Source organism: Deltaproteobacteria bacterium (genome assembly GCA_016930875.1).
Taxonomy (GTDB): Bacteria; Desulfobacterota; Desulfobacteria; order Desulfobacterales.
Genome location: JAFGFW010000125.1, coordinates 14,897 through 33,014, shown reverse-complemented (window position 1 = coordinate 33,014; position 18,118 = coordinate 14,897). Strand labels below are relative to the sequence as shown.

18 protein-coding genes are annotated in these 18,118 nt (G+C 49.2%); 13 read left to right on the top strand and 5 right to left on the bottom strand.

The genetic code is table 11. From position 1 onward, the window contains the following. Positions 1–230: 230 nt before the first annotated feature. From JW883_11365 to JW883_11355, 3 genes are all read right to left on the bottom strand, one after another. Complete coding sequence (locus tag JW883_11365) at positions 231–761, bottom strand: LysM peptidoglycan-binding domain-containing protein (GenBank protein MBN1842864.1); 531 nt, start codon at positions 759–761, stop codon at positions 231–233. A gap of 11 nt (positions 762–772) precedes the next feature. Further along, positions 773–2,971: a protein kinase gene (locus JW883_11360; protein MBN1842863.1), complete on the bottom strand. Its 2,199-nt coding sequence runs from the start codon at positions 2,969–2,971 to the stop codon at positions 773–775. Positions 2,972–3,292: 321 nt separating this feature from the next. Next, on the bottom strand, positions 3,293–3,643 hold the full coding sequence (locus JW883_11355) for a cupin domain-containing protein (protein MBN1842862.1): 351 nt from the start codon (positions 3,641–3,643) through the stop codon (positions 3,293–3,295). 403 nt (positions 3,644–4,046) lie between these two features. Between JW883_11355 and JW883_11350 the strand changes: the two genes are divergently transcribed. Together JW883_11350 and JW883_11345 are read left to right on the top strand one after the other, a co-directional pair. Further along, the gene (locus JW883_11350) at positions 4,047–5,471 is read left to right on the top strand and encodes a hypothetical protein (protein MBN1842861.1); all 1,425 of its coding nucleotides are present in this window, start codon (positions 4,047–4,049) and stop codon (positions 5,469–5,471) included. A 29-nt stretch (positions 5,472–5,500) separates the two neighbouring features. After that, positions 5,501–6,124 (top strand): VWA domain-containing protein, encoded by a 624-nt coding sequence (locus JW883_11345; protein MBN1842860.1) that lies wholly within the window; start codon positions 5,501–5,503, stop codon positions 6,122–6,124. A 6-nt stretch (positions 6,125–6,130) separates the two neighbouring features. On the opposite strand, the gene JW883_11340 is transcribed toward JW883_11345, so the two are convergent. Continuing rightward, positions 6,131–6,823, bottom strand: a complete 693-nt coding sequence (locus JW883_11340) for a YggS family pyridoxal phosphate-dependent enzyme (protein MBN1842859.1) — start codon at positions 6,821–6,823, stop codon at positions 6,131–6,133. A 204-nt stretch (positions 6,824–7,027) separates the two neighbouring features. Next, positions 7,028–7,621, bottom strand: a complete 594-nt coding sequence (maf, locus tag JW883_11335) for a septum formation inhibitor Maf (protein MBN1842858.1) — start codon at positions 7,619–7,621, stop codon at positions 7,028–7,030. 306 nt (positions 7,622–7,927) lie between these two features. Between maf and JW883_11330 the strand changes: the two genes are divergently transcribed. The 11 genes from JW883_11330 to JW883_11280 all read left to right on the top strand — a co-directional run bounded on the left by JW883_11330 (position 7,928) and on the right by JW883_11280 (position 18,074). After that, on the top strand, positions 7,928–8,605 hold the full coding sequence (locus JW883_11330) for a potassium transporter (protein ID MBN1842857.1): 678 nt from the start codon (positions 7,928–7,930) through the stop codon (positions 8,603–8,605). A 52-nt stretch (positions 8,606–8,657) separates the two neighbouring features. Further along, entirely contained in the window at positions 8,658–11,276 is a 2,619-nt protein-coding gene (locus JW883_11325) for a hypothetical protein (GenBank protein MBN1842856.1), read from the top strand. Then, positions 11,273–12,262, top strand: coding sequence for a hypothetical protein (locus JW883_11320; GenBank protein ID MBN1842855.1), 990 nt, complete (start codon positions 11,273–11,275; stop codon positions 12,260–12,262). Before JW883_11325 ends, JW883_11320 begins: the two co-directional genes overlap by 4 nt. A gap of 227 nt (positions 12,263–12,489) precedes the next feature. After that, positions 12,490–12,732, top strand: a complete 243-nt coding sequence (locus tag JW883_11315) for a hypothetical protein (protein ID MBN1842854.1) — start codon at positions 12,490–12,492, stop codon at positions 12,730–12,732. Then, a complete protein-coding gene (locus JW883_11310; GenBank protein ID MBN1842853.1) occupies positions 12,729–13,235 on the top strand; it encodes a type II toxin-antitoxin system VapC family toxin in 507 nt (168 codons plus the stop codon). The genes JW883_11315 and JW883_11310 overlap by 4 nt, the downstream gene beginning before the upstream one ends. A 241-nt stretch (positions 13,236–13,476) precedes the next feature. Continuing rightward, positions 13,477–13,788 (top strand): nucleotidyltransferase domain-containing protein, encoded by a 312-nt coding sequence (locus JW883_11305; protein MBN1842852.1) that lies wholly within the window; start codon positions 13,477–13,479, stop codon positions 13,786–13,788. Next, positions 13,775–14,203, top strand: a complete 429-nt coding sequence (locus tag JW883_11300; protein ID MBN1842851.1) for a HEPN domain-containing protein — start codon at positions 13,775–13,777, stop codon at positions 14,201–14,203. The genes JW883_11305 and JW883_11300 overlap by 14 nt, the downstream gene beginning before the upstream one ends. Positions 14,204–14,229: 26 nt before the next feature. Further along, the gene (locus JW883_11295; protein MBN1842850.1) at positions 14,230–14,583 is read left to right on the top strand and encodes a YkgJ family cysteine cluster protein; all 354 of its coding nucleotides are present in this window, start codon (positions 14,230–14,232) and stop codon (positions 14,581–14,583) included. A gap of 54 nt (positions 14,584–14,637) precedes the next feature. After that, on the top strand, positions 14,638–14,904 hold the full coding sequence (locus JW883_11290) for a DUF1156 domain-containing protein (GenBank protein ID MBN1842849.1): 267 nt from the start codon (positions 14,638–14,640) through the stop codon (positions 14,902–14,904). Between the two features lie 42 nt (positions 14,905–14,946). Then, positions 14,947–15,231: a hypothetical protein gene (locus JW883_11285; protein ID MBN1842848.1), complete on the top strand. Its 285-nt coding sequence runs from the start codon at positions 14,947–14,949 to the stop codon at positions 15,229–15,231. 32 nt (positions 15,232–15,263) lie between these two features. Continuing rightward, positions 15,264–18,074 carry a DEAD/DEAH box helicase gene (locus JW883_11280; GenBank protein MBN1842847.1) on the top strand — a complete coding sequence of 937 codons (2,811 nt, stop codon included), beginning with the start codon at positions 15,264–15,266 and terminating at the stop codon, positions 18,072–18,074. Positions 18,075–18,118: the final 44 nt, after the last annotated feature.

The window sequence follows — 18,118 nt, the reverse complement described above, 5'->3', positions numbered from 1 at the left end:
GTTTTCTACCTTCCATCTGGGAAGGGAGAAATTAAAAACCAAATCCTTGAGATCCTGTTCATCCTGTCAAAAAGAATGAACGAGGGTTCAGGCCCCTTTTAGGGGCCTTCCTCATACCACCAGTTCTACCGGTGGTCGCTGATTTGGGTGCATGGGGTGGCAAAGAGATAGCCTGTTGTAGTCTGCTTTTGGCGGACAGATCAAAGCTACGTCTTCCGGGGTCGGATTCTCTACTCGGGCATTCCTTTGGGGCCGAAAAGGGTGAAATCTTCCTCTTCGTTGGGTGTGGGTGAAGGCCTTGAAGTGGATATCTTTTTTTTCGATTTCTGAGCAAACCTGGCAACGAATCGTTTTGGCATCGGTTCTCGTTTTTTCAACAAGTCATCAGGAATACGAATTTCATTTCCCCTAAAAATCCTATTAGGGTTGAGCTTGGGATTGGTGTCGGCCAGGATCTTCCAGTTTCTCGCTTTTCCTGTATACCACTGAGAAATAACCGACAGCGTTTCACCCGGCCATCTGACCTTGTGCACCAGATACTTCGATTGTTGTTGAGCTGGCTCTGCTTCAGGAGTAGTCGGTTTGACCTCTTCCGGGAGCGCTTGAGTCGTTGATTTATCATCTGTTGACGATACTTGCTGGGATTCGTCGGCCACTCCCTCCTGGGAGGTCCTGCTCAAGCTCGCACAACCGATAAACGGCAAGATCAGAATAATCCACACCAGATCCGTTCGAATGATTCGTCTGCTATTGATCTTCATCGAGTCTTCACCTATGTGCCCTTCAACGACTTGAGATATCGTTTTGCCTGCTTGTTCTTAGGATTAAGCTTTATCGCCCGCTTCAGATTCTTAATGCACTCGGCCCGTTTGTCCAGCCGCTTCTGGACCACTGCGAGATTGAAGAGCGCCTCATCAACAAAAGATGGCGCCAGTTCAACCACACGTCCGTACATCCCCTCTGCCTTGGCATAATGTTTGGTGATAGCATAAAGATATCCAAGATTGAAGAAAGTCTCAGCAAACTGGGAGTCCAGGTCGGCCGCCTTTTTATATGCCTGAATGGCCTTGGTGTAGTCCTTTTCCTGGAGATAGATGAGACCCAGTTGGGATAGCCCCTTTGCACTGCCCTGATCCAACTCCACAGCTTTTAGGAGCAGAGCTTTGGCCTCGTGAGGGTCAGCGTCGATAAGTCCGGAAGCTCGACCCTGCAGAGCACGCGAGTACGGGGCCGAAACCACGTTGATCATCGTGGGGTTGCCAGCCATGACTTCTTCAAGCAGGGTGATTGCCTCGACAAATCGCTCTGCTTCAAGCGCTTCAATGGCTGCCTCCAGTTTGCTTGACTCAACAGCCGTTAGCCGCATCGTGTCTGGCTCTCTCCAGAACAGCCAGACAGAAACCGCACAGATGACGACAAGGGGTGCTGCAAGGGCTGCATACCAAAAGGCTTTGGCGTTTCCTTTCTTCGGTCGTCCTTCTGCAGGCATAATGTGGGCCTTTGCTTGGGTTTTATCCTTAAGATCTGGATCAAGGCTGCCTCTTACCGGTTGCGCCTGCCGTCCGGAATCTATCTCTTGAAGGTTCTGCTCAGGGATATTTTCGACATTCGTCACCTTGTTTGATAGTCCCGCGGAATGGCTCTGTGCGGTCTCCTGACGACGGGGTTCTTCAACAGGGCTGGCCTCATCTGTTGATGGCTTTACTGGAGCGGCCGGTGCAGCCGGTCGATCAGTGGGTTGGCGAGCATGAATCTTGGCTACCGGTGGCCCAATGGAAGAGGTCTTTGCAGCCTCTTGATCAGAGAGTTCTTCAAGCCCGGCCTCCTTTGCTGACAGCTCCACCGGCTCTTTCTGTGCAGCGGGATGACCAGGAGGTTCCTCAGTATCGATTTCCCCTTGCGATGTCGCTGGAGAATCGGTCTGTGCGGCTTTTTTACGGGGGGATTCTTCAAGACCGGTTTGCTCGGTTGATACGTCGATAACGGTGATCTGTGCAGCCCGCTTGTTAGCGAGTTTGTCAGCGCCCATCCTTTCCTCAAAAAGGCCTTTCATATACTCGGCAAGATCCGCGGCGGTTGGCTGGGAGGGGATGGCCATGGTAACTTTCTTCAGGTCGGCAAGCATTTCTCCAGCGGACTGGTAACGTTTTTCCGGCTTTTTCTCAAGCGCCCGATTGATGATTTCATAGACTTTGGGGTATTGGCAATCAACAATGCTTTCCGGTGGGTCAAATCTTGCTTGCCGTACCCTGGAAAAGACCTGCATGGTTTCTCCATCAAACATCTTCTTGCCTGTGACCATTTCATACAGGAGAATTCCTGTGGAAAAGATGTCAGAGCGGTGGTCGATGGTTTTTCCATCGACCTGTTGCGGAGACATGTAGGCCAACTTGCCTTTCATGATATCCATCTGGGATTTGTCGTCGCGGCTGCCGTTGGTGGAAACGCTGAAATCTGTGAGCTTTATCCGACCGTTGTAAGTTACGAAAACGCTATCAGGACAAATATTTCTGTGAATGATGCAGCCATTGTTTCCCTGAGGGTCTTTCAATTTGTGGGCGTAATCAAGTCCGCTGCAAATCTGGGCCGCAACATGAAGGGCATTTCCCAGGCTAATTCGTCGCTCTTTTTGCTTCGACATACTGTCTATGGCTCGAAGACTCTTGCCAAAGAGATATTCCATGGCAACAAAATAAGCGCCCTCAATGGTTCCGAAATCATAGGTTTTAATGATGTTCCGATGTTCCAGGAAAGCGGCAAGCTTGGCTTCGTTGATGAAGGTTTTGATCAAGCCCTCTTCTGAGGTGAGCCTGGGAAGCATTTTTTTTATGACAATAGGTTTCTCAGGGCTTTTTTCGTCCCTCTTTTGGGCCAGGTAGAATTCGGCCTCACGGCCCACGGCAATTCTATCTAAAAGCAGGTATTTTCCAAACGGGATGGGATGAAATGATTTTTTTGCTCTTGGTGTCATTATTGTTTGTGAGCGATGCGGTTATGAAGTCACTTTGCGATTTCATGTAGTCCCGCAATCGGCGGGACTACGCCGCTCAGAAATGCAATTTTCTGACCTGTGCGGTTAGGAGATACGTCGTCTTATCAATACCATCTAAACCCCCCCTAACCCCCCTTTTACAAAGGGGGGAAATCCGCCTCCGGCGGACTAAAAAGTCCCCCTTTATTAAAGGGAATTTAGGGGGATTTTTCAAGCAACCGCCCAGGTCCCAATTTTCTATACAATTAAGTTAGAAATACTGTTCATCTTTTCGTCAGAGTGATGGATATGCTTTAGCTTTTATTCGAACTCCTTGGGAACCGCACAGATCATGATTAGTGGCTCTGTTGCCGATTTGTTCCTGTATTGGTGTTTCTCATCAGGGAGGACCAGGGCAAAATCCCCCTTCTTGACCTCACGTTCCTCGCCGCCTTCTGCGACTAACGTGCCATGGCCTTGTATGACGTAATTCAAATGTTCAAAGGGGTGGGTGTGGTAAGGCGTATAGCCTTTCCCCTCAATCGTAAATACGCGAAAGGAGAACACGGGTGAGCCGTCATTTCCTGATATGGGAATCTGCTTCCAGACGTCCCTTGCGCCCTCCATTGTAACCTCTATCTTATCGATCTTATCCAGACTGGTTATTTTCATGTCAATACCTCCATGATCCTGAGAAGTGATGGTGAAGAAGCCCCTTTCTGGCTACCGGAGTTTAGGAAAACGAGGCTTGTGTGTCAATCAAGAAGGCCTGAAAGCGAGCTTCATATTTCAATATTGTAATTATTGTGTCGATACCATCCCTCTCCCTGGTTCAGGGCTTCCTGAACCTACGCTCTTGGCAGGCATTGCACGTTTTCCTGCATCCATTGATATGACCCCCGTGTTTCCTGTATTCGCAGGACCCAAGCATTTGTTGGACAGGCCTCCTCTGACATGTATACATATAGACAGACAGTGGCATGTATATTGCGGAAAGGGCTACAGGCAATACAAGCAAGAGAGAAAAAAAGCCCATATTTTCTCAAAAAGGAGCAATATTCGAAAGGAGGGTATCATGTCATCGACAGATTTTTTTATCATCTTGCCTGGTTCTCCTGGGTTGTCCGTTCTGATATGGCTACTGCTTGCCATTGTTATGTTGTATCTTGCTCGCTGCCCTGCACATGGCGCCATCAGATCGTTAAGCCGTATTATTCGTAGTGGAATGCGTTTGGCTTCCAGATCCGTAGCGCTCGCAGAGAAAAGACTGGCGTACCGCAATAGACAGGTTCTGCTTGCTGCCGGCAGGGAATCGGTGGAGCGATTGATTGAGCGCGAGTTCTACAGGGTGGATGCAGTTGTCAAACGCGATCTGAGTGGTTATCCAGCCATACAGCGTGCTCTGGCAGATCAGATTACTCACATTGATGAAGACTACATAGAAAGTGCTGAGTTGCCTCCCCCTCCACCGACCTGGGTGGATGCAGTGGAGGCTATTGCCAAGATTCCCCCTACTGGTGATGCGACAGTGACAAACATATTGAAGGAGATCCACAAGACCGGCGTTAAACAATATAAAGGCGCCATGGAAGAATACAGGAAAAGCATGGGTGTTCGTCATACTCTACTAAAGAAGATGATGCCCTATTGGCGCAAACTGACACAGACCCTGGATCAAGTTGGCAAAACCATCAACGGTCTGCAGGAACGTTCGACAGTCATAGACAGCAGGATGGAACAATATGAAAAGATTCGAGCTCAGGCTGACGAGGCTGAACGTACGTTATCCTCATCCGCAATGACCCAGTTTGTTATCTCCGGCTTTGTACTGCTTATTGCGATTGGAGGAGCCATTATCAATTTCAATTTGATTGCCCTGCCCATGTCGGAAATGGTTGGTGGCGGCAGTTATATTGGGCAATTCAAGACATCGAATGTGGCCGCACTGGTGATCATTCTTGTAGAGGTTGCTATGGGGCTCTATCTCATGGAATCGCTTCGCATTACCAAGTTGTTTCCTATTATCGGATCAATGGATGACAAAATGCGTGTGAGAATGATCTGGACTACATTTAGTATCCTGTTGGTTCTGGCAGGAGTTGAGTCAGCGCTGGCCTTTATGCGTGACCGGATTGCGGCTGACATGCAGGCCTTGAGACAATCCCTGGCTGCTCTGGAAGCGGTTCAGCCGGTGAGTAGCTGGATACCCACGGTCGGCCAGATGGTGATGGGATTTATCCTGCCATTTGCATTGACATTCGTGGCCATACCACTGGAGTCTTTTGTAAACTCTTCCCGAACGGTGATGGGGATCGCATTGGCAGGGCTGCTGCGCTGGATCGCCTTTTTGCTTCGGTTGGTTGGAAACGTCGCCGATTATTCAGGTGAATTAATGGTAAACATATACGACTTGCTGATTTTTCCTCCCTTATGGGTAGAGAAGCTTGTTCATGATAGAGGACAACAGGCTAAGATAAATCCTCAAGAGGAGACGACATGAAAAAAAAATCTATTGCCATTATTGTTCTTTTGTTCATTGGAGGATTGCTCACCGGTTGTTCTGACGCAGAAAATCACCGCCGTGGCGTGTACATGCTTATGGACACCTCGGGCACATATAAAAATGAGTTGAACAAAGCGTGCTCGATTGTTCACTATCTTCTTGGCACACTGGAGCCAGGAGACTCCCTTGGAGTAGCAAGGGTTGACACAGCGAGTTTTAGCGAAAAAGACATCATTGCAAAAACCACGTTTGACAGGCGCCCGTCAGTTTCCAATGGGCAGAAACGGATCTTCCGCGACAAAATTGACAAGTTCGTTTCCGCTGTCAAGGGGAGTCCATATACGGATATTACGGGCGGCGTCTTGCAGGCGGTGGAGTATTTGAATGAGACCGGAGCCGGGGGAAAATACATCCTGATTTTTTCTGATTTGAAAGAAGAGCTTGCCAAAGGGTATGTTCGTGATTTTCCCATTCAGATGCGCGGTTTCAATGTTGTCGCGCTCAATGTCACCAAGCTTCGGAGTGACAATATCGACCCACGAGAATACATGAGCCGTCTTGAATACTGGAAAAAGCGATCAGAGGAGGGTAGTGCACGCTGGCGAGTCATAAACGATCTTGAACGGCTTGATGCCATACTGGCGGATTAGTCTGAGTCAGGCCCTTTCGCCAAAAATCGCTGTGCCCACGCGCACCAGGGTGGCCCCTTCTTCGATGGCGGCAGCAAAATCTCCGCTCATGCCCATGGATAGTTCTGTCATGTGCACATCGGCAATGGCCTCATCGCGGATCAGGTCCTGCAGGTTCTTGAGGGCTTTGAAATAGGGACGCACTTTTTCCGGGGCGTTGAAGAAAGGGGGCATGGTCATGAGCCCTTGAATTGAAATGTTTTCCAGGGGGGCAATGTCGCGCACCAGGCGAACGGCCTGTTCTGTTTCTATGCCGGACTTGGTGGCCTCGCCGGAGATGTTTACCTGGACAAGGATCTTTTGGACCTTGCCCAGCGCACTGGCTCGTTTGTTCAACTCCTTTGCCAGTTTAAGGCTGTCTATTGAATGAATCAGTTCAAAGAGCCTGACCACATATTTTGCCTTGTTGGATTGAAGGTGGCCTATGAAATGCCACGAAACGTTTTCTTCCCTGAGGGCTTCGATCTTTTCCCTTGCCTCCTGCACGTAGTTTTCTCCAAGGTCTGTCACACCTGCTCTGATGGCAGCAAGAATGCGATCTGTGGGTACGGTTTTGCTAACAGCGACCAACTTCACCGTTTCCGGGTCACGGCCACAGGCCACGGCAGTCTTGCTGATTTGATCTTTAACGTGTTTCAGTCTGGTTTTTATCTCAAGCATTACCATATCGCTTCACCCCGTTAACCTGTCACCTTCAGCTTACCCTTAGGGCTCGCTCAAAAATAACTTCACATTTTGATGCGCCGATTCATCCCGCCTGGCTGCGTTGCTCGTCGGTAAAATAGCTTGCTATTCGCCCTCCTCGCGTCTTGCCATGCGTGCGCCTCGACTCCTGAAAATGCAAATTTATTTCTTCGCGAACCCTTAGCGTTGAACCACGCCCGCCTTTATTAAACAATCCATCACCTCGCATACCGGAAGGCCCACCACATTGGTGTAGGAACCCTCGACCCTCTTGATCAAAAAAGTCCCCAGCCCCTGTGCTGCATATCCCCCAGCCTTATCAAAGGGTTCATTGGTATTGATGTACCAATCGATCTCCGCTTTGGTCAGCGGCTTAAACACAACCCTGGTTTCCACAGTCTCGGAAAAGGAGTGTTGCGCCGCTTTGCAACAGATGCAATAGCCGGTCAGCACCTTGTGTGTGTTGCCACTGAGCGACTCAAGCATAAGACGCGCTTCGTCTTTCGTACGGGGCTTGCCCAAGACGCTGTTTTGAATGACGACTATGGTGTCCGCGCCGATGACCCACTTTTCGGGATATCTCTCGGCAATCTCTCCTGCCTTGACTTCGGCAAGGAGTCGAACGTGTTTTTCCGGCGATGTCATGGGCACAGAGCTTTCATCCACAGCGCTCGGTATCACCGCAAACGTCAGACCTGCCTGATTCAGAAGATCGCGGCGCCTGGGGGACTTTGAGGCAAGGATCAACCCATTACGTAACGGAGGTTCTGTCATGATTTTTTATAGCTACCAGAAGATGCGGGATTTGACAACGTTCCTCCGGCCAACTATATGAAAAAGGCGTAGCCAGCACGAGGGGGGCAGTGTCAGGGTCAACGCTGGTAAATTAGAGGGCTGATGGTTTGGCAGAAAGCGGGGTTGAGCAATCTGTCATTTCGACCCCTTCCTTTGTGTCATTCCGGCCCGTCGAGAGCCTCAGGGTCGAACGACGAAAGCCGGAATCTATTTATATCAGTTAGTTGCAACTACTATGGACTCCGGTTTTCACCGGAGTGATGACTTTTTACGAGACAGTCACGAATGGTATCTGTGAAAGAGAGTACTAAAGGGCGAGCAACATTTTTGATCATCGGGGCTGGTAAGTTCGGCGCCAAGGCTGCAGAAAGGCTCCACCGCAAGAGGCCCGGAGCCCGGCTCACAATCGTGGATCAGAACATGGAAGCCTTGTCCCGCTTGAGCCATCTTCAGGTGGAACAGGTTTGTCACGAAGGCGGCTCCCTTCTCAAGGTCTTCCTTGATACGGAACCATTGCCGGAATGGATTATCCCGGCCGTGCCCATACATCTGGCATTCGAGTGGGTCCGCCTGAAGATGTCGGAACACGGCTGTTTGGAAGTATTTCCTGTCCCGGCAGAGATAGAGGCCATGCTTCCAAATCCCGTAAGAGGGACGGATGGACAGCTATTTATCAGCTACGCAGATTTTGTCTGTCCTGATAACTGTGTGGAACCCTTTGACAGGTGTACATTTACGGGCAAGCCGCGAAAGGGGTTGCTCTATAAGAAACTGGAGGGGATCTCCTATCGCGATTTCACGTCTGTGGTTATTCGAAGCCATCAACTGGCCCCCGGAGTAGGGGGGTACCGACCAAAGGCGCTTAAAGAGAGCTTGGGCAAAATCGTAGAAAGCAAAGGTCCGGTGCTATATAGCACAGCGTGTCTTTGCCATGGTGTAATGCACGCCTTTACGATTTCTTAAATGGTTCATTTTTTCTTGACACTGCAAGAAGTCTATACTAGTCTTCCGCATTATGAAAAAACGATACAAATCAGCCCGGCACCTTGACAGTGTCATAGACCTCGAGAAGATCCGATCAGGGCCAGAAAACTGCATGGAGCGCAATCCCGAGGCCTTCTTCAGTTTGACCTATCCCTCCTCAGATATCCGCGCAATGCTTCGAGCATTGAGTCGCCGTTATGGCCCAAGTGGTTCAGATACCAGTGAAACTGGAACCTTTTTGGCTGAATCAGTAAAAGGGCTTGGCAAATCCCATGGGTTACTGACCGCATACCATCTTTTCCAACACGCTGAAAAAACTTCTCCATGGATGAAGTCTTTGGGGTTCTCCTGGTCTCCCCCGAAAGATCCTATCGTTATTGTTGAAAAATTCACCGATCAAACGCTTCCTTTTGATTCGTTGTGGACAGCACTTGGGCAAGAATTAGGTGCCGATTGGAAATCAAGTCGACCGCCTTCGCTGAATGAATTTCGAAAGGCCCTGTCAAACAGGCCGCTTATCCTCATTTTTGATGAGCTGGAAAGGGGTATGTCCAATATCACTGATCCTGCCCGGAAAAGCCAGAACCTAAGTTTCCTCCAAATGGTATCAGAAGAGGCTAACCGAAATCCACAGGTCAGCTTGTTTGCGGCGATTTATGACGGCACCAATGAACCCGGGGCCACTTTGAAGCGTGTCCCGCGCCTTGAGCTGCGGTTTCGAAGTCCTGATGATCGTGCGGCAGTTGTACGCCACAGACTTTTTGCCGATGCTGACACCTACGACCAAGCGGCTGCCGATGCTCTGATCCGGTCCTATGTCAATATATGGAAACGGCTCGGCGTGGATACTTCTGACGAGTACCTTTCAAGATTGAAGAGCGCTTATCCTTTCTTACCCGAACTTATTGAACTTATCTTTGAGCGTATCACTGAATCCGGTGGCTTTCAAGGTACGCGCGGTGCACTCGGCTTGCTCGCCGCCATGTTAGACGCCACGCCTTCCGGGTCATTTCTACTTACAGCGGCTCATTGCAAGCTTACTGACCATGCTTGCGCAGATCGTTTGCAAGATCTCGATCCTGCAGCCACGTTAATCAATTGTGCTGCTTCAAACCTGCGTGATCTATCGAGTCAACCCCATGCGGAGCTCCTGGCTTCAGCCGTCATGCTCGCCAGTCTGGCGCCAGCGGGCCGCATGCGCGGAGTCTCGCGTGAAGAGCTGGTCCGACATGTGGTAGAGCCCGGGTGTGATCCAAATCAATTTGAAAGCAGCCTCCAGGCATTTCGTACTTATGGTTCATTCTTTCATGAACGTGAAGGCCGATTGTTTTTTGATTTGGAAGAAAATGAATATGCAAAGGTTGCTCTTGCCACCATACATATTCAAGACGAACGTGCAAGGGATGAGATACAAAAGATATGGAAGCAGGATCTCTTCGGCGATACAAAGCAAACGGTCTTGTTTTCAGATCCTGACACAACAAAGTCGGCCCTAGATAGCCTCTCTAAAAATTTTCTGCGTTATGTACTTTCTCCGCGGCGTCTGTCTGACGTGGAACGGCATAGCCTTTACTTTGGCGCTGAAAAAAGGAATCAGATCCTCCTCTTTGAACCAAGGGATGACAACGCCAACCACTTCACAAATCGTGACCTTCTTGCCTTTGCCAAGAAATCAATATCTGCCGATGATCTTGCGCCATCAGCCGCATCAGCGGAACGCAGGAAGCGTTATGAGACCATAGCAGGTAAAGAACGCAGGAATGTGCGGGATACCATTAAGGCATCGGGTGGCATGTATGTTCGTATTGAAAAGTGGTCCAACCGTCCTGAAGATACTGTTTTCGAGCTCGAATCCCTTGGCCAGGCATGGAACAAAGAAGAAGTGCTGAGGTATTTAAGGACGCATATTTATCCCGAACCCCTCATTCAAGAGCACATACTTCAGCGTATAGATTCACTTGTTGGAAAAACAATTTCGCAGGTGGAAGATCTCTACCGAAGCACCCTCGGATATCCTGTTCCCCTTTCCGTACCTGCCATTTCAGATGCTGTTGTTGGTCTTGTTGAGGATCGCAACCGCATTCTTGGACTCCGGCATACGCGTCGCAACTTTTGTGGTGAGCATGTAGTGCTTGGTGCAGGAGAGCTTCCACTGGCTATTTTGGCTCCACCCTGGCCAGCCGCAACACCACCGCCCTCTGCTCCTGAATCACCTGAGGGCACACGGACCATTCCAATTCCTGTTGAGCCAGTACCTGAGCCTGGTGTTCCCATGCCTTCAGTGTCCCTTGAAGAAAGGAGTACGATTGCCTGTCGTTCACCAGAGGAGCTGCGAAAGGAGATTGCTACGAGAGTCCAGGACATTGAGGGGCCAGGCATCCAAAAGGCCGTTTTGAGCATCTTCGCAAATCATGAAGATGTGGATCTGACGGGGTATCCAAGCACGCTGCGGGGTGCGTTGACCGGTCCCGGAAGTCTTGAGGTCCAACTAAGAATTACTTGTCCGGGCCCTATGGATAAGGCTGAGGTTGAAACTCGATGCGAATCTTTGCCGAGATTTGAGAATGCCACCTATCAGGCAAGACTTAGCATTGAAACGGAGACGTCATCGCAAATAGGTGATTCCAATAATATGGAAGATGAGCAATGAGCGCTTTATACAGGGATCTTATTGATCAATTGACGCGACCAGGCCCCCGCCTTCCGAAGATCGAAAATTGGCTGCTCAATGATGTCTGGACGGCTGACCGCTTTGCTGAGTGTGGCTCTTCTCCTTCACTCTATTTGAAAGCAGGAGAAAAACTCGTCAATGAAACGGAATCCCTGCTCACGTCGGCCGCTGACTCCATCTTCGATGAACTGATTGCAAGCCGTGGAAACGCGGTGACCATCGCCGGTTTCCTGTCAGAGCATCCTGATGGCGGTGTTGTTGTTTTTGACGGGTGTTCCATCAGGGAAGTACCCCGCTTACTAACTCTTGCCGAGGCTTCAAAGAGGCCGGCACTTTCGATCTGCTGCGGACGATCAGCCATACCCAGCTCGACGGAACGGTTTGTCGGTGACCGGCTTGGCTTTGAACTGCCGGCCACCGGACCATCCAAATTGGTTCAAAGGCATGAATTTCAGGAGCAGGGCATTTCTTGCCACTATTTTCAAACGCCAAGTGAGGTCCAGACTATTTGTGACGAATCAGGGGGCATATTACTATGGTCTCGCTTTCCAGACCTCAGATTTATGGATAGTTCCGCTTGCAGCGCAGAAATGTATGACGGGATCTGGGACGGGTTTGATCTGGTCTGGAGAAATACCGTTCAAGCGATTCCTCCGGAACGGACCATTTTGGTTACAAGTGATCACGGTTATATATTCTTGGGTGCAGGTTTCAGTGATCAGAATCTCGAAAGCATTGATCGTCCTCTCAAAGGGAAACGATACAGGAAGTTTGCAGAAGATGAAGCATTGCCTGAGAACAATCCTCATATCTGGGTTGACCGAACACGGCGGATTGGGGCAATCAAGGGCCGATGCCATAATAGACCCCAGGCCCCTTCCGCATCACAGTCATTATACCGACATGGAGGGATTTCTTTGATGGAAATACTCACACCGTGGGTGGTACTGGGTCCTATGCTATAGTATTTCGGATTTTAGATTTGCGGCTGACGCCTTGAAAACAATACGGATTGCGGATTTGACCTAAAAGGACATTTTCCATGGACGTCAGACAGTTCACAGGAAGGCGCAATTAATGGCCGAAGGCTTGGGTTATTTTTGCCAATCGTCGTCTCCCGATTGGCAAAAAAAGGAAAATCTCAGTGTTCTCGGCATCTCTGTGGTGAATTATTACAGAAGGGTTAATATCGATGAAAAAGAAGATCGGCACACTCATCGAGGAAGAGGTCATCAGACTTGCCAAACATCGGGCAACAGATGAAGGCAGACCATTGAGTGACCTCATCCAGGACGCTCTCGTTTCCTATCTGAGCAAGCGTGTTCCCAAGCCAAGAGAGCGCGACGCGGCATATCAGATCTTTTGCGAGCGGCCCCTTAAGCTCTCAAGGGAGCAGTTTCAGCAAATTTTTAAAGAGGATACTTGGGACGTATGAACCTTGACGATATTCAAAGCGGCAGCCTGTGCGTTATTGACACCAATGTGCTCCTTTACGCGGAACAAAACCTTTCAGCCCAAGCCCAGAGGCTACTGCGGCGTTGTTCCAGCGGGGAACTGATCGGCGTGTTGCCCCAAACTGTATGGCAGGAACTAACCCATAAACTAATGCTTGCCGAGGCCGTGATGCTCGGCCGGATTAGCGGCCGATTTCCTGCTAGACAGCTTTTTGAAAAGCCTGATGTGGTCAAAAGCCTTTCCATATATCAAGAAAAAATTGCCGCACTTCAGGACCTGGGCCTCGGATTTGAACCTTGCACACGTAAGGACCTCCTTGAGGATGCCTTTGAGCTTCAGAGAAAATACGGTCTTTTGACAAATGACTCCGTGGTGCTTGCCACTGCTTTGCGCCTCGGAGCTGAGGTCCTGGTTTCAGCAGATGCAGCCTTTCAACAAATACCGGAGCCTGTGGTTGCCTCGCCGTCGGATTTGAGGACCTAAGGGCTCATGGAGAGGGACTTACTCACAGATCTTCTGATTTTCACAGTGAGAAAATGTGAGAAAGGCTATTCGGTGTGAGGAAAAATGAATACGGTTCATTCTTGCTTTCAGCTTTGAGCTTATCCGGCTTGTCCGGATTAGGCAGTGGGGAGAGTTAAACAAGAAAAAAGACAGGCCGGGTATTGGATGGTCGAGCGTAGGGCGATATCCCCGGGCTCAAAGGCAGAGAGGGGGTTGTTTAATGAAGGATCCATTAGAAAAGGCAATAAAGACAATTGTTCAGGTAGCCGAACCTGACAAGATTATCTTGTTTGGTTCTCATGCAAGAGGGGATGAGAAGCCAGAAAGCGATTATGACCTTCTTGTATTGAAAAGAGGTGTGAGAAAACGACGCGCATTAACCCAAAAGATATACCTGAGCTTTAAAAATCTTGGAGCCCCCGTAGACGTGATTGTAGCTGATTTAGATAAGTATGAGCATTTGAAGACGGACCCCTACCTGATTTATTCTGAAGCGGCAAAGAATGGAAGGATGGTCTATGAGAAATCTTGAAACAGCAAATACATGGTTGAAAAGGGCAAAGAGCAACATGGCTCGTGCAAAGGCAGGCAGGGTTTCATCCGAGATCCTTTATGAAGACCTTTGTTTTGACGCTCAGCAAGCTATAGAAAAGGCTTTGAAATCCCTGTGTGTCATTTATGAGACCGTCTTTCCCAAAACGCATGATATAGCCTACCTTATTGAACTACTGGAAGAAAAGAACGTAACCGTACCCGAGGAGGTGCAGAACGCTAAGATACTGACAGGCTACGCAGTAGAAACTCGTTATCGGGGAGACTATGAACCAGTGGATGAAGACGATTATTTCAAAGCAATAGAAATTGCAGACAAGGTTTTGACGTGGGTGAAAAAGGAAATGGATAAAGAGCATCTGCCTGCTGATCCGCAAAGGAGTCTTTTTGAGTAAAGGTATGCAAAAAGTTCAGAGGTCATATGCCCCCGGAAGACTTTAAGTGTAGACAATGCGGGAACTGCTGCTTAAATCTCTATGATGCTTTCACGACATGTGCAACTGACGAGGATGTCCAACTCTGGGAAGAAAAAGGGAGAGAAGATATATTAGAATGGGTTGACCCAATATCATTGGGTGATGGTCAATTTGTCTATGATATCTGGATTAATCCAAGAACAGGAGATGATGTCCACAGATGCCCCTGGTTGAGAAAGCTACCAAAAAAGAACAAGTACATCTGCCGAATTCACGATGTAAAACCGGAACATTGTCGGAAATATCCACAATCAAAGAAGCATGCTGAAGAAACTGGATGCAAAGGATTTGAAAAGTGACGTAAGCCGTCGGAATCCTTTACGTGCTGATTTGGGGTGACGAGAAATTACGGAATGAGTGACACACACACCATACCAAGGGCCATTGAGGTTGGTTTTCCGATTGTGGAGATCAATCGTCTTGCAGTGAGGGAAAGGAATTCCTTCAAGCCCATCTACCAGATGCACAAATGGTTTGCGAGACGTGCCTCGTGTGTCTTCCGCGCTATCCTCCTTGGCGCTCTCAAACCCGCCTTCAAACCAGACGGAACTTCCACCGATTTGATAGCCGAGTTTTACAAAGACCATACAAATGATCCGGATACCAAGTTCGTAACGTAATATGAGGCGTACACCCCCTTCCCTTTTCCCGAAGGGCACAAGTTGCTGCTCGTTGGCCTTGAAGAAGTCCTCATCGCAGCAGGCAATCATATTGAGGAAGTGGAGGGATTTATCCACTATATTTTGGCAAGAAAAGCCAATGAAATGGAAAAGCGCAGGATTAAGGTTCAGATTGTTTTTCGGAGGACCCTCAAGAGCGCTGATGATTTCTGGTTTGAACTGGGCGGAGGAAGGCGTATTTCCCTTCGACGCATTTTCGACACCCCACCGCTAAAAAGCGGTCGAGACGGAAATGAATACTACTTTGTAGGATTTAATTTGACCTAAGCTCATTCCATTTCAACATTGAAGGAAATTTTATGACCGAGCAAGCAGCAGCATACCACGCCAGATTTGACGTGACAACAAATGACCGCGTGTCGGTTCCGTCCAGACCTGACTTGGGTGCGGGTGAAGTATTGCGTGTTGCTGAGGTTGCCGGTATCTACCAGGCAGATGTGGTGTTTGATACGACTGAGGGCCGGAAGCTTGAAACCATTCCTGTTGAGCTTTTGGCAAAAACGGGTGATCTGTGGGATCGGCTGAGAAATGGAGATTTTGACGATCCGGATGACTATACACTGAAGCAAATGGCCTTTGAGCTCATTCATTCAAATAACGGTGGAGAGCTTACGGCCAGCAGGGTCAATTTGCTGCCGCATCAGATTTTGCTTGTGCATGATCTTGTGGATATGGCGGATCGTCACCTTTTGATTGCAGATGAGGTGGGGCTGGGCAAAACAATTGAAGTGGGAATGGCCCTTCGAGAGTTGATCGCACGGGGCGAGGCTGAGCGCATCTTGATTATCACTCCAGCAGGCCTCATCAAAAACTGGCAACAGGAGCTGGAAACTAATTTTCGACTTTATTTTGAGATCCTCGGGCTCGATTTCTCGGATGTTGGTTCCGCCACATGGGAAAACCACCACAGGGTTATCGCCTCAATTGACACTCTAAAAATGCCCAGACGAGTTCAAAGACTCTTGGGCGCACCTCCCTGGGACGTAGTCGTATTCGACGAGGCCCACCATCTGTCAAGGAAGAAAACAGGCAAGAAAAAGACCGTCACCCAGAATTACAAGCTGGCTGAGATGTTGAAGGAGCATACACGAGACCTGTTGTTTTTGTCTGCTACGCCCCATCAGGGTGATGCCTATCAATTCTGGTCCATGATTCAACTTCTCAATGACCAGCTATTTGCCACATCTGATGCCTTGCGGAATCACCGGGGATTGCTTGGCCGGGTTATGACCCGCAGGACAAAACGAGAGGTGACGGATGTGCACGGCAATCCCATCTTTCGACGCAGGCAAGTTCACACAGAACTTTTTGGCCTGGCACCCAGAGAGCGCTATTTTTACGATAGACTCAGTGATTACTTGCGAGAGGGGTACAATGCAGCAGGCATAAACCAGAAACGCACTACCAGGGAACAACGAGCTATCGGATTCGTCATGGCTACCTTCCAAAAGATCATGTCCTCGAGTCCCAGGGCAATTCACAACGCCTTGCGGAGACGTTTGTTGGTGCTGCTTACCCGAAGACAGTTAGAGTTGGAGGGAAAAAGACGAAAAGGGGCTCAGGTGGCCGAAGAGATCATGCGAATACAAGACGAGATGTTTGATCTGGCTACCCAGATTTTGGGTTTGGGAGTCCATGAAAAGAGTGAAGCTGAGGCTTACGTACTGAGAATTCGCCACCGGTTGTTAAAGAAAATCCAAGAAAGTTATGAAACTACCGAGTGGTCTCTTGAGGCTGATGAGGAGGCGGAAGATGGCGTCTTTGCCGAAGCTGACATTCCCAATGAAATCGAGAAGGTCAGAGAACTGATCGGCCTTGTGCCTACAGGAACAGATCGGCGCTTCGATACTCTCGTGCGAGCTATCAGTGAACTTTCCCGTGCAGATTCAAAAGAGCGTTTCATTATTTTTACGCAATACCGGGATACCTTAGCATTCCTGCGAGATGAACTGGCGAGTATCTTTGGGCAAGAACATATCGCCACTATCAAGGGAGGACCTCTTGAGGACAAGATAGCAGCTATAGAGGCCTTCTGGGCCCAGGATGGGGCGCGGTTCCTGATCAGCACTTCAGCGGGGGGCGAGGGAATTAACCTTCAGATTGGCAGTATTGTCTTTAATTATGATTTGCCATGGAATCCTATGGCAGTGGAACAGAGAGTCGGCCGGGTGCACCGCTACGGGCAGCAGGAAACGGTTCAGGTGTACAGCCTGATTGCTGAGGACACAGTGGAAGAGCGCATATATATGCTTCTGGAGAGAAAACTCCAGGAAATTGCTCATACCATAGGCAAGGTTGATGCAGAAGGCCGGCCTGTGGAGGATTTTCGGAGCGAGATCCTCGGATTTCTTGGAAGTCGCCCCGACTATCAGAAACTATACAAGCGTGCTCTGCTGGACAGAAACTATGAGTGGACAGAGGCTGAGATGCAGCGCATGCTCGAAGACGCTGTGAAGGCGCGCGAGGCTTTGGCCTCCTTAAGCCAAGATTTGAGCGGCTTCAATCTCGAACATTTCAGGAGAATACAGGGGAGATATACCTTAGATCAAATGGGGGAATGGGTTCGAAGGGCCATTCTGCGACTTGGGGGGGCGGCTATCCCTGATGGCGAGTTCTGGAGCATCTTGCCGCCTGATTCGTTGCAACGGAACTATCATCTCATGCCACGGTACGAACGAATCTGTTTCGATCGGGATCTGGCCACGCGGACAAGAAACTGCGAAATAGGCGGTATCGGACATCCTCTCGTTGACGCCCTGATGAAGCAAGTTCGAAAGCCAAAGTTTCAGGGAAGTGTATGCGGTAACAAAGAAGTGAATAAGATATATGCCCACTACCTTGTTCAACGACGCGACGAAAAGGGGTATCTCAAAGGTCGCCTGTTTAATCTTTGTTATGACATTAATGACGGAAAAGTTTACTCGCATAACCGTTTTGATCTTCCCGGGAAACACAATAGTGACGGACATCCTATAGACCTTGATTTTGATAAGGCGAAAGAGAGCATTGAGGCCGCCCTGCAACAAGAAATCATCACGTGGCTTCCGGAACGACAAGCACGGGCGGGCTTACAGATAAGTCTCGTCGGCCTTCACTCTGAACAGAAATAGGAAATACAGGGCTCGATCTTAGCGAGTTTCTCAAGATCGCCATT

Excerpts from the sequence above, each read along its gene's own strand:
- JW883_11365 (MBN1842864.1), bottom strand. The coding sequence starts at position 761 with ATGAAGATCAATAGCAGACGAATCATTCGAACGGATCTGGTGTGGATT.
- JW883_11360 (MBN1842863.1), bottom strand. The coding sequence starts at position 2,971 with ATGACACCAAGAGCAAAAAAATCATTTCATCCCATCCCGTTTGGAAAA.
- JW883_11355 (MBN1842862.1), bottom strand. The coding sequence starts at position 3,643 with ATGAAAATAACCAGTCTGGATAAGATCGATAAGATAGAGGTTACAATG.
- JW883_11350 (MBN1842861.1), top strand. The coding sequence starts at position 4,047 with ATGTCATCGACAGATTTTTTTATCATCTTGCCTGGTTCTCCTGGGTTG.
- JW883_11340 (MBN1842859.1), bottom strand. The coding sequence starts at position 6,823 with ATGCTTGAGATAAAAACCAGACTGAAACACGTTAAAGATCAAATCAGC.
- maf (MBN1842858.1), bottom strand. The coding sequence starts at position 7,621 with ATGACAGAACCTCCGTTACGTAATGGGTTGATCCTTGCCTCAAAGTCC.
- JW883_11330 (MBN1842857.1), top strand. The coding sequence starts at position 7,928 with ATGGTATCTGTGAAAGAGAGTACTAAAGGGCGAGCAACATTTTTGATC.
- JW883_11325 (MBN1842856.1), top strand. The coding sequence starts at position 8,658 with ATGAAAAAACGATACAAATCAGCCCGGCACCTTGACAGTGTCATAGAC.
- JW883_11320 (MBN1842855.1), top strand. The coding sequence starts at position 11,273 with ATGAGCGCTTTATACAGGGATCTTATTGATCAATTGACGCGACCAGGC.
- JW883_11315 (MBN1842854.1), top strand. The coding sequence starts at position 12,490 with ATGAAAAAGAAGATCGGCACACTCATCGAGGAAGAGGTCATCAGACTT.
- JW883_11310 (MBN1842853.1), top strand. The coding sequence starts at position 12,729 with ATGAACCTTGACGATATTCAAAGCGGCAGCCTGTGCGTTATTGACACC.
- JW883_11305 (MBN1842852.1), top strand. The coding sequence starts at position 13,477 with ATGAAGGATCCATTAGAAAAGGCAATAAAGACAATTGTTCAGGTAGCC.
- JW883_11300 (MBN1842851.1), top strand. The coding sequence starts at position 13,775 with ATGAGAAATCTTGAAACAGCAAATACATGGTTGAAAAGGGCAAAGAGC.
- JW883_11295 (MBN1842850.1), top strand. The coding sequence starts at position 14,230 with ATGCCCCCGGAAGACTTTAAGTGTAGACAATGCGGGAACTGCTGCTTA.
- JW883_11290 (MBN1842849.1), top strand. The coding sequence starts at position 14,638 with ATGAGTGACACACACACCATACCAAGGGCCATTGAGGTTGGTTTTCCG.
- JW883_11280 (MBN1842847.1), top strand. The coding sequence starts at position 15,264 with ATGACCGAGCAAGCAGCAGCATACCACGCCAGATTTGACGTGACAACA.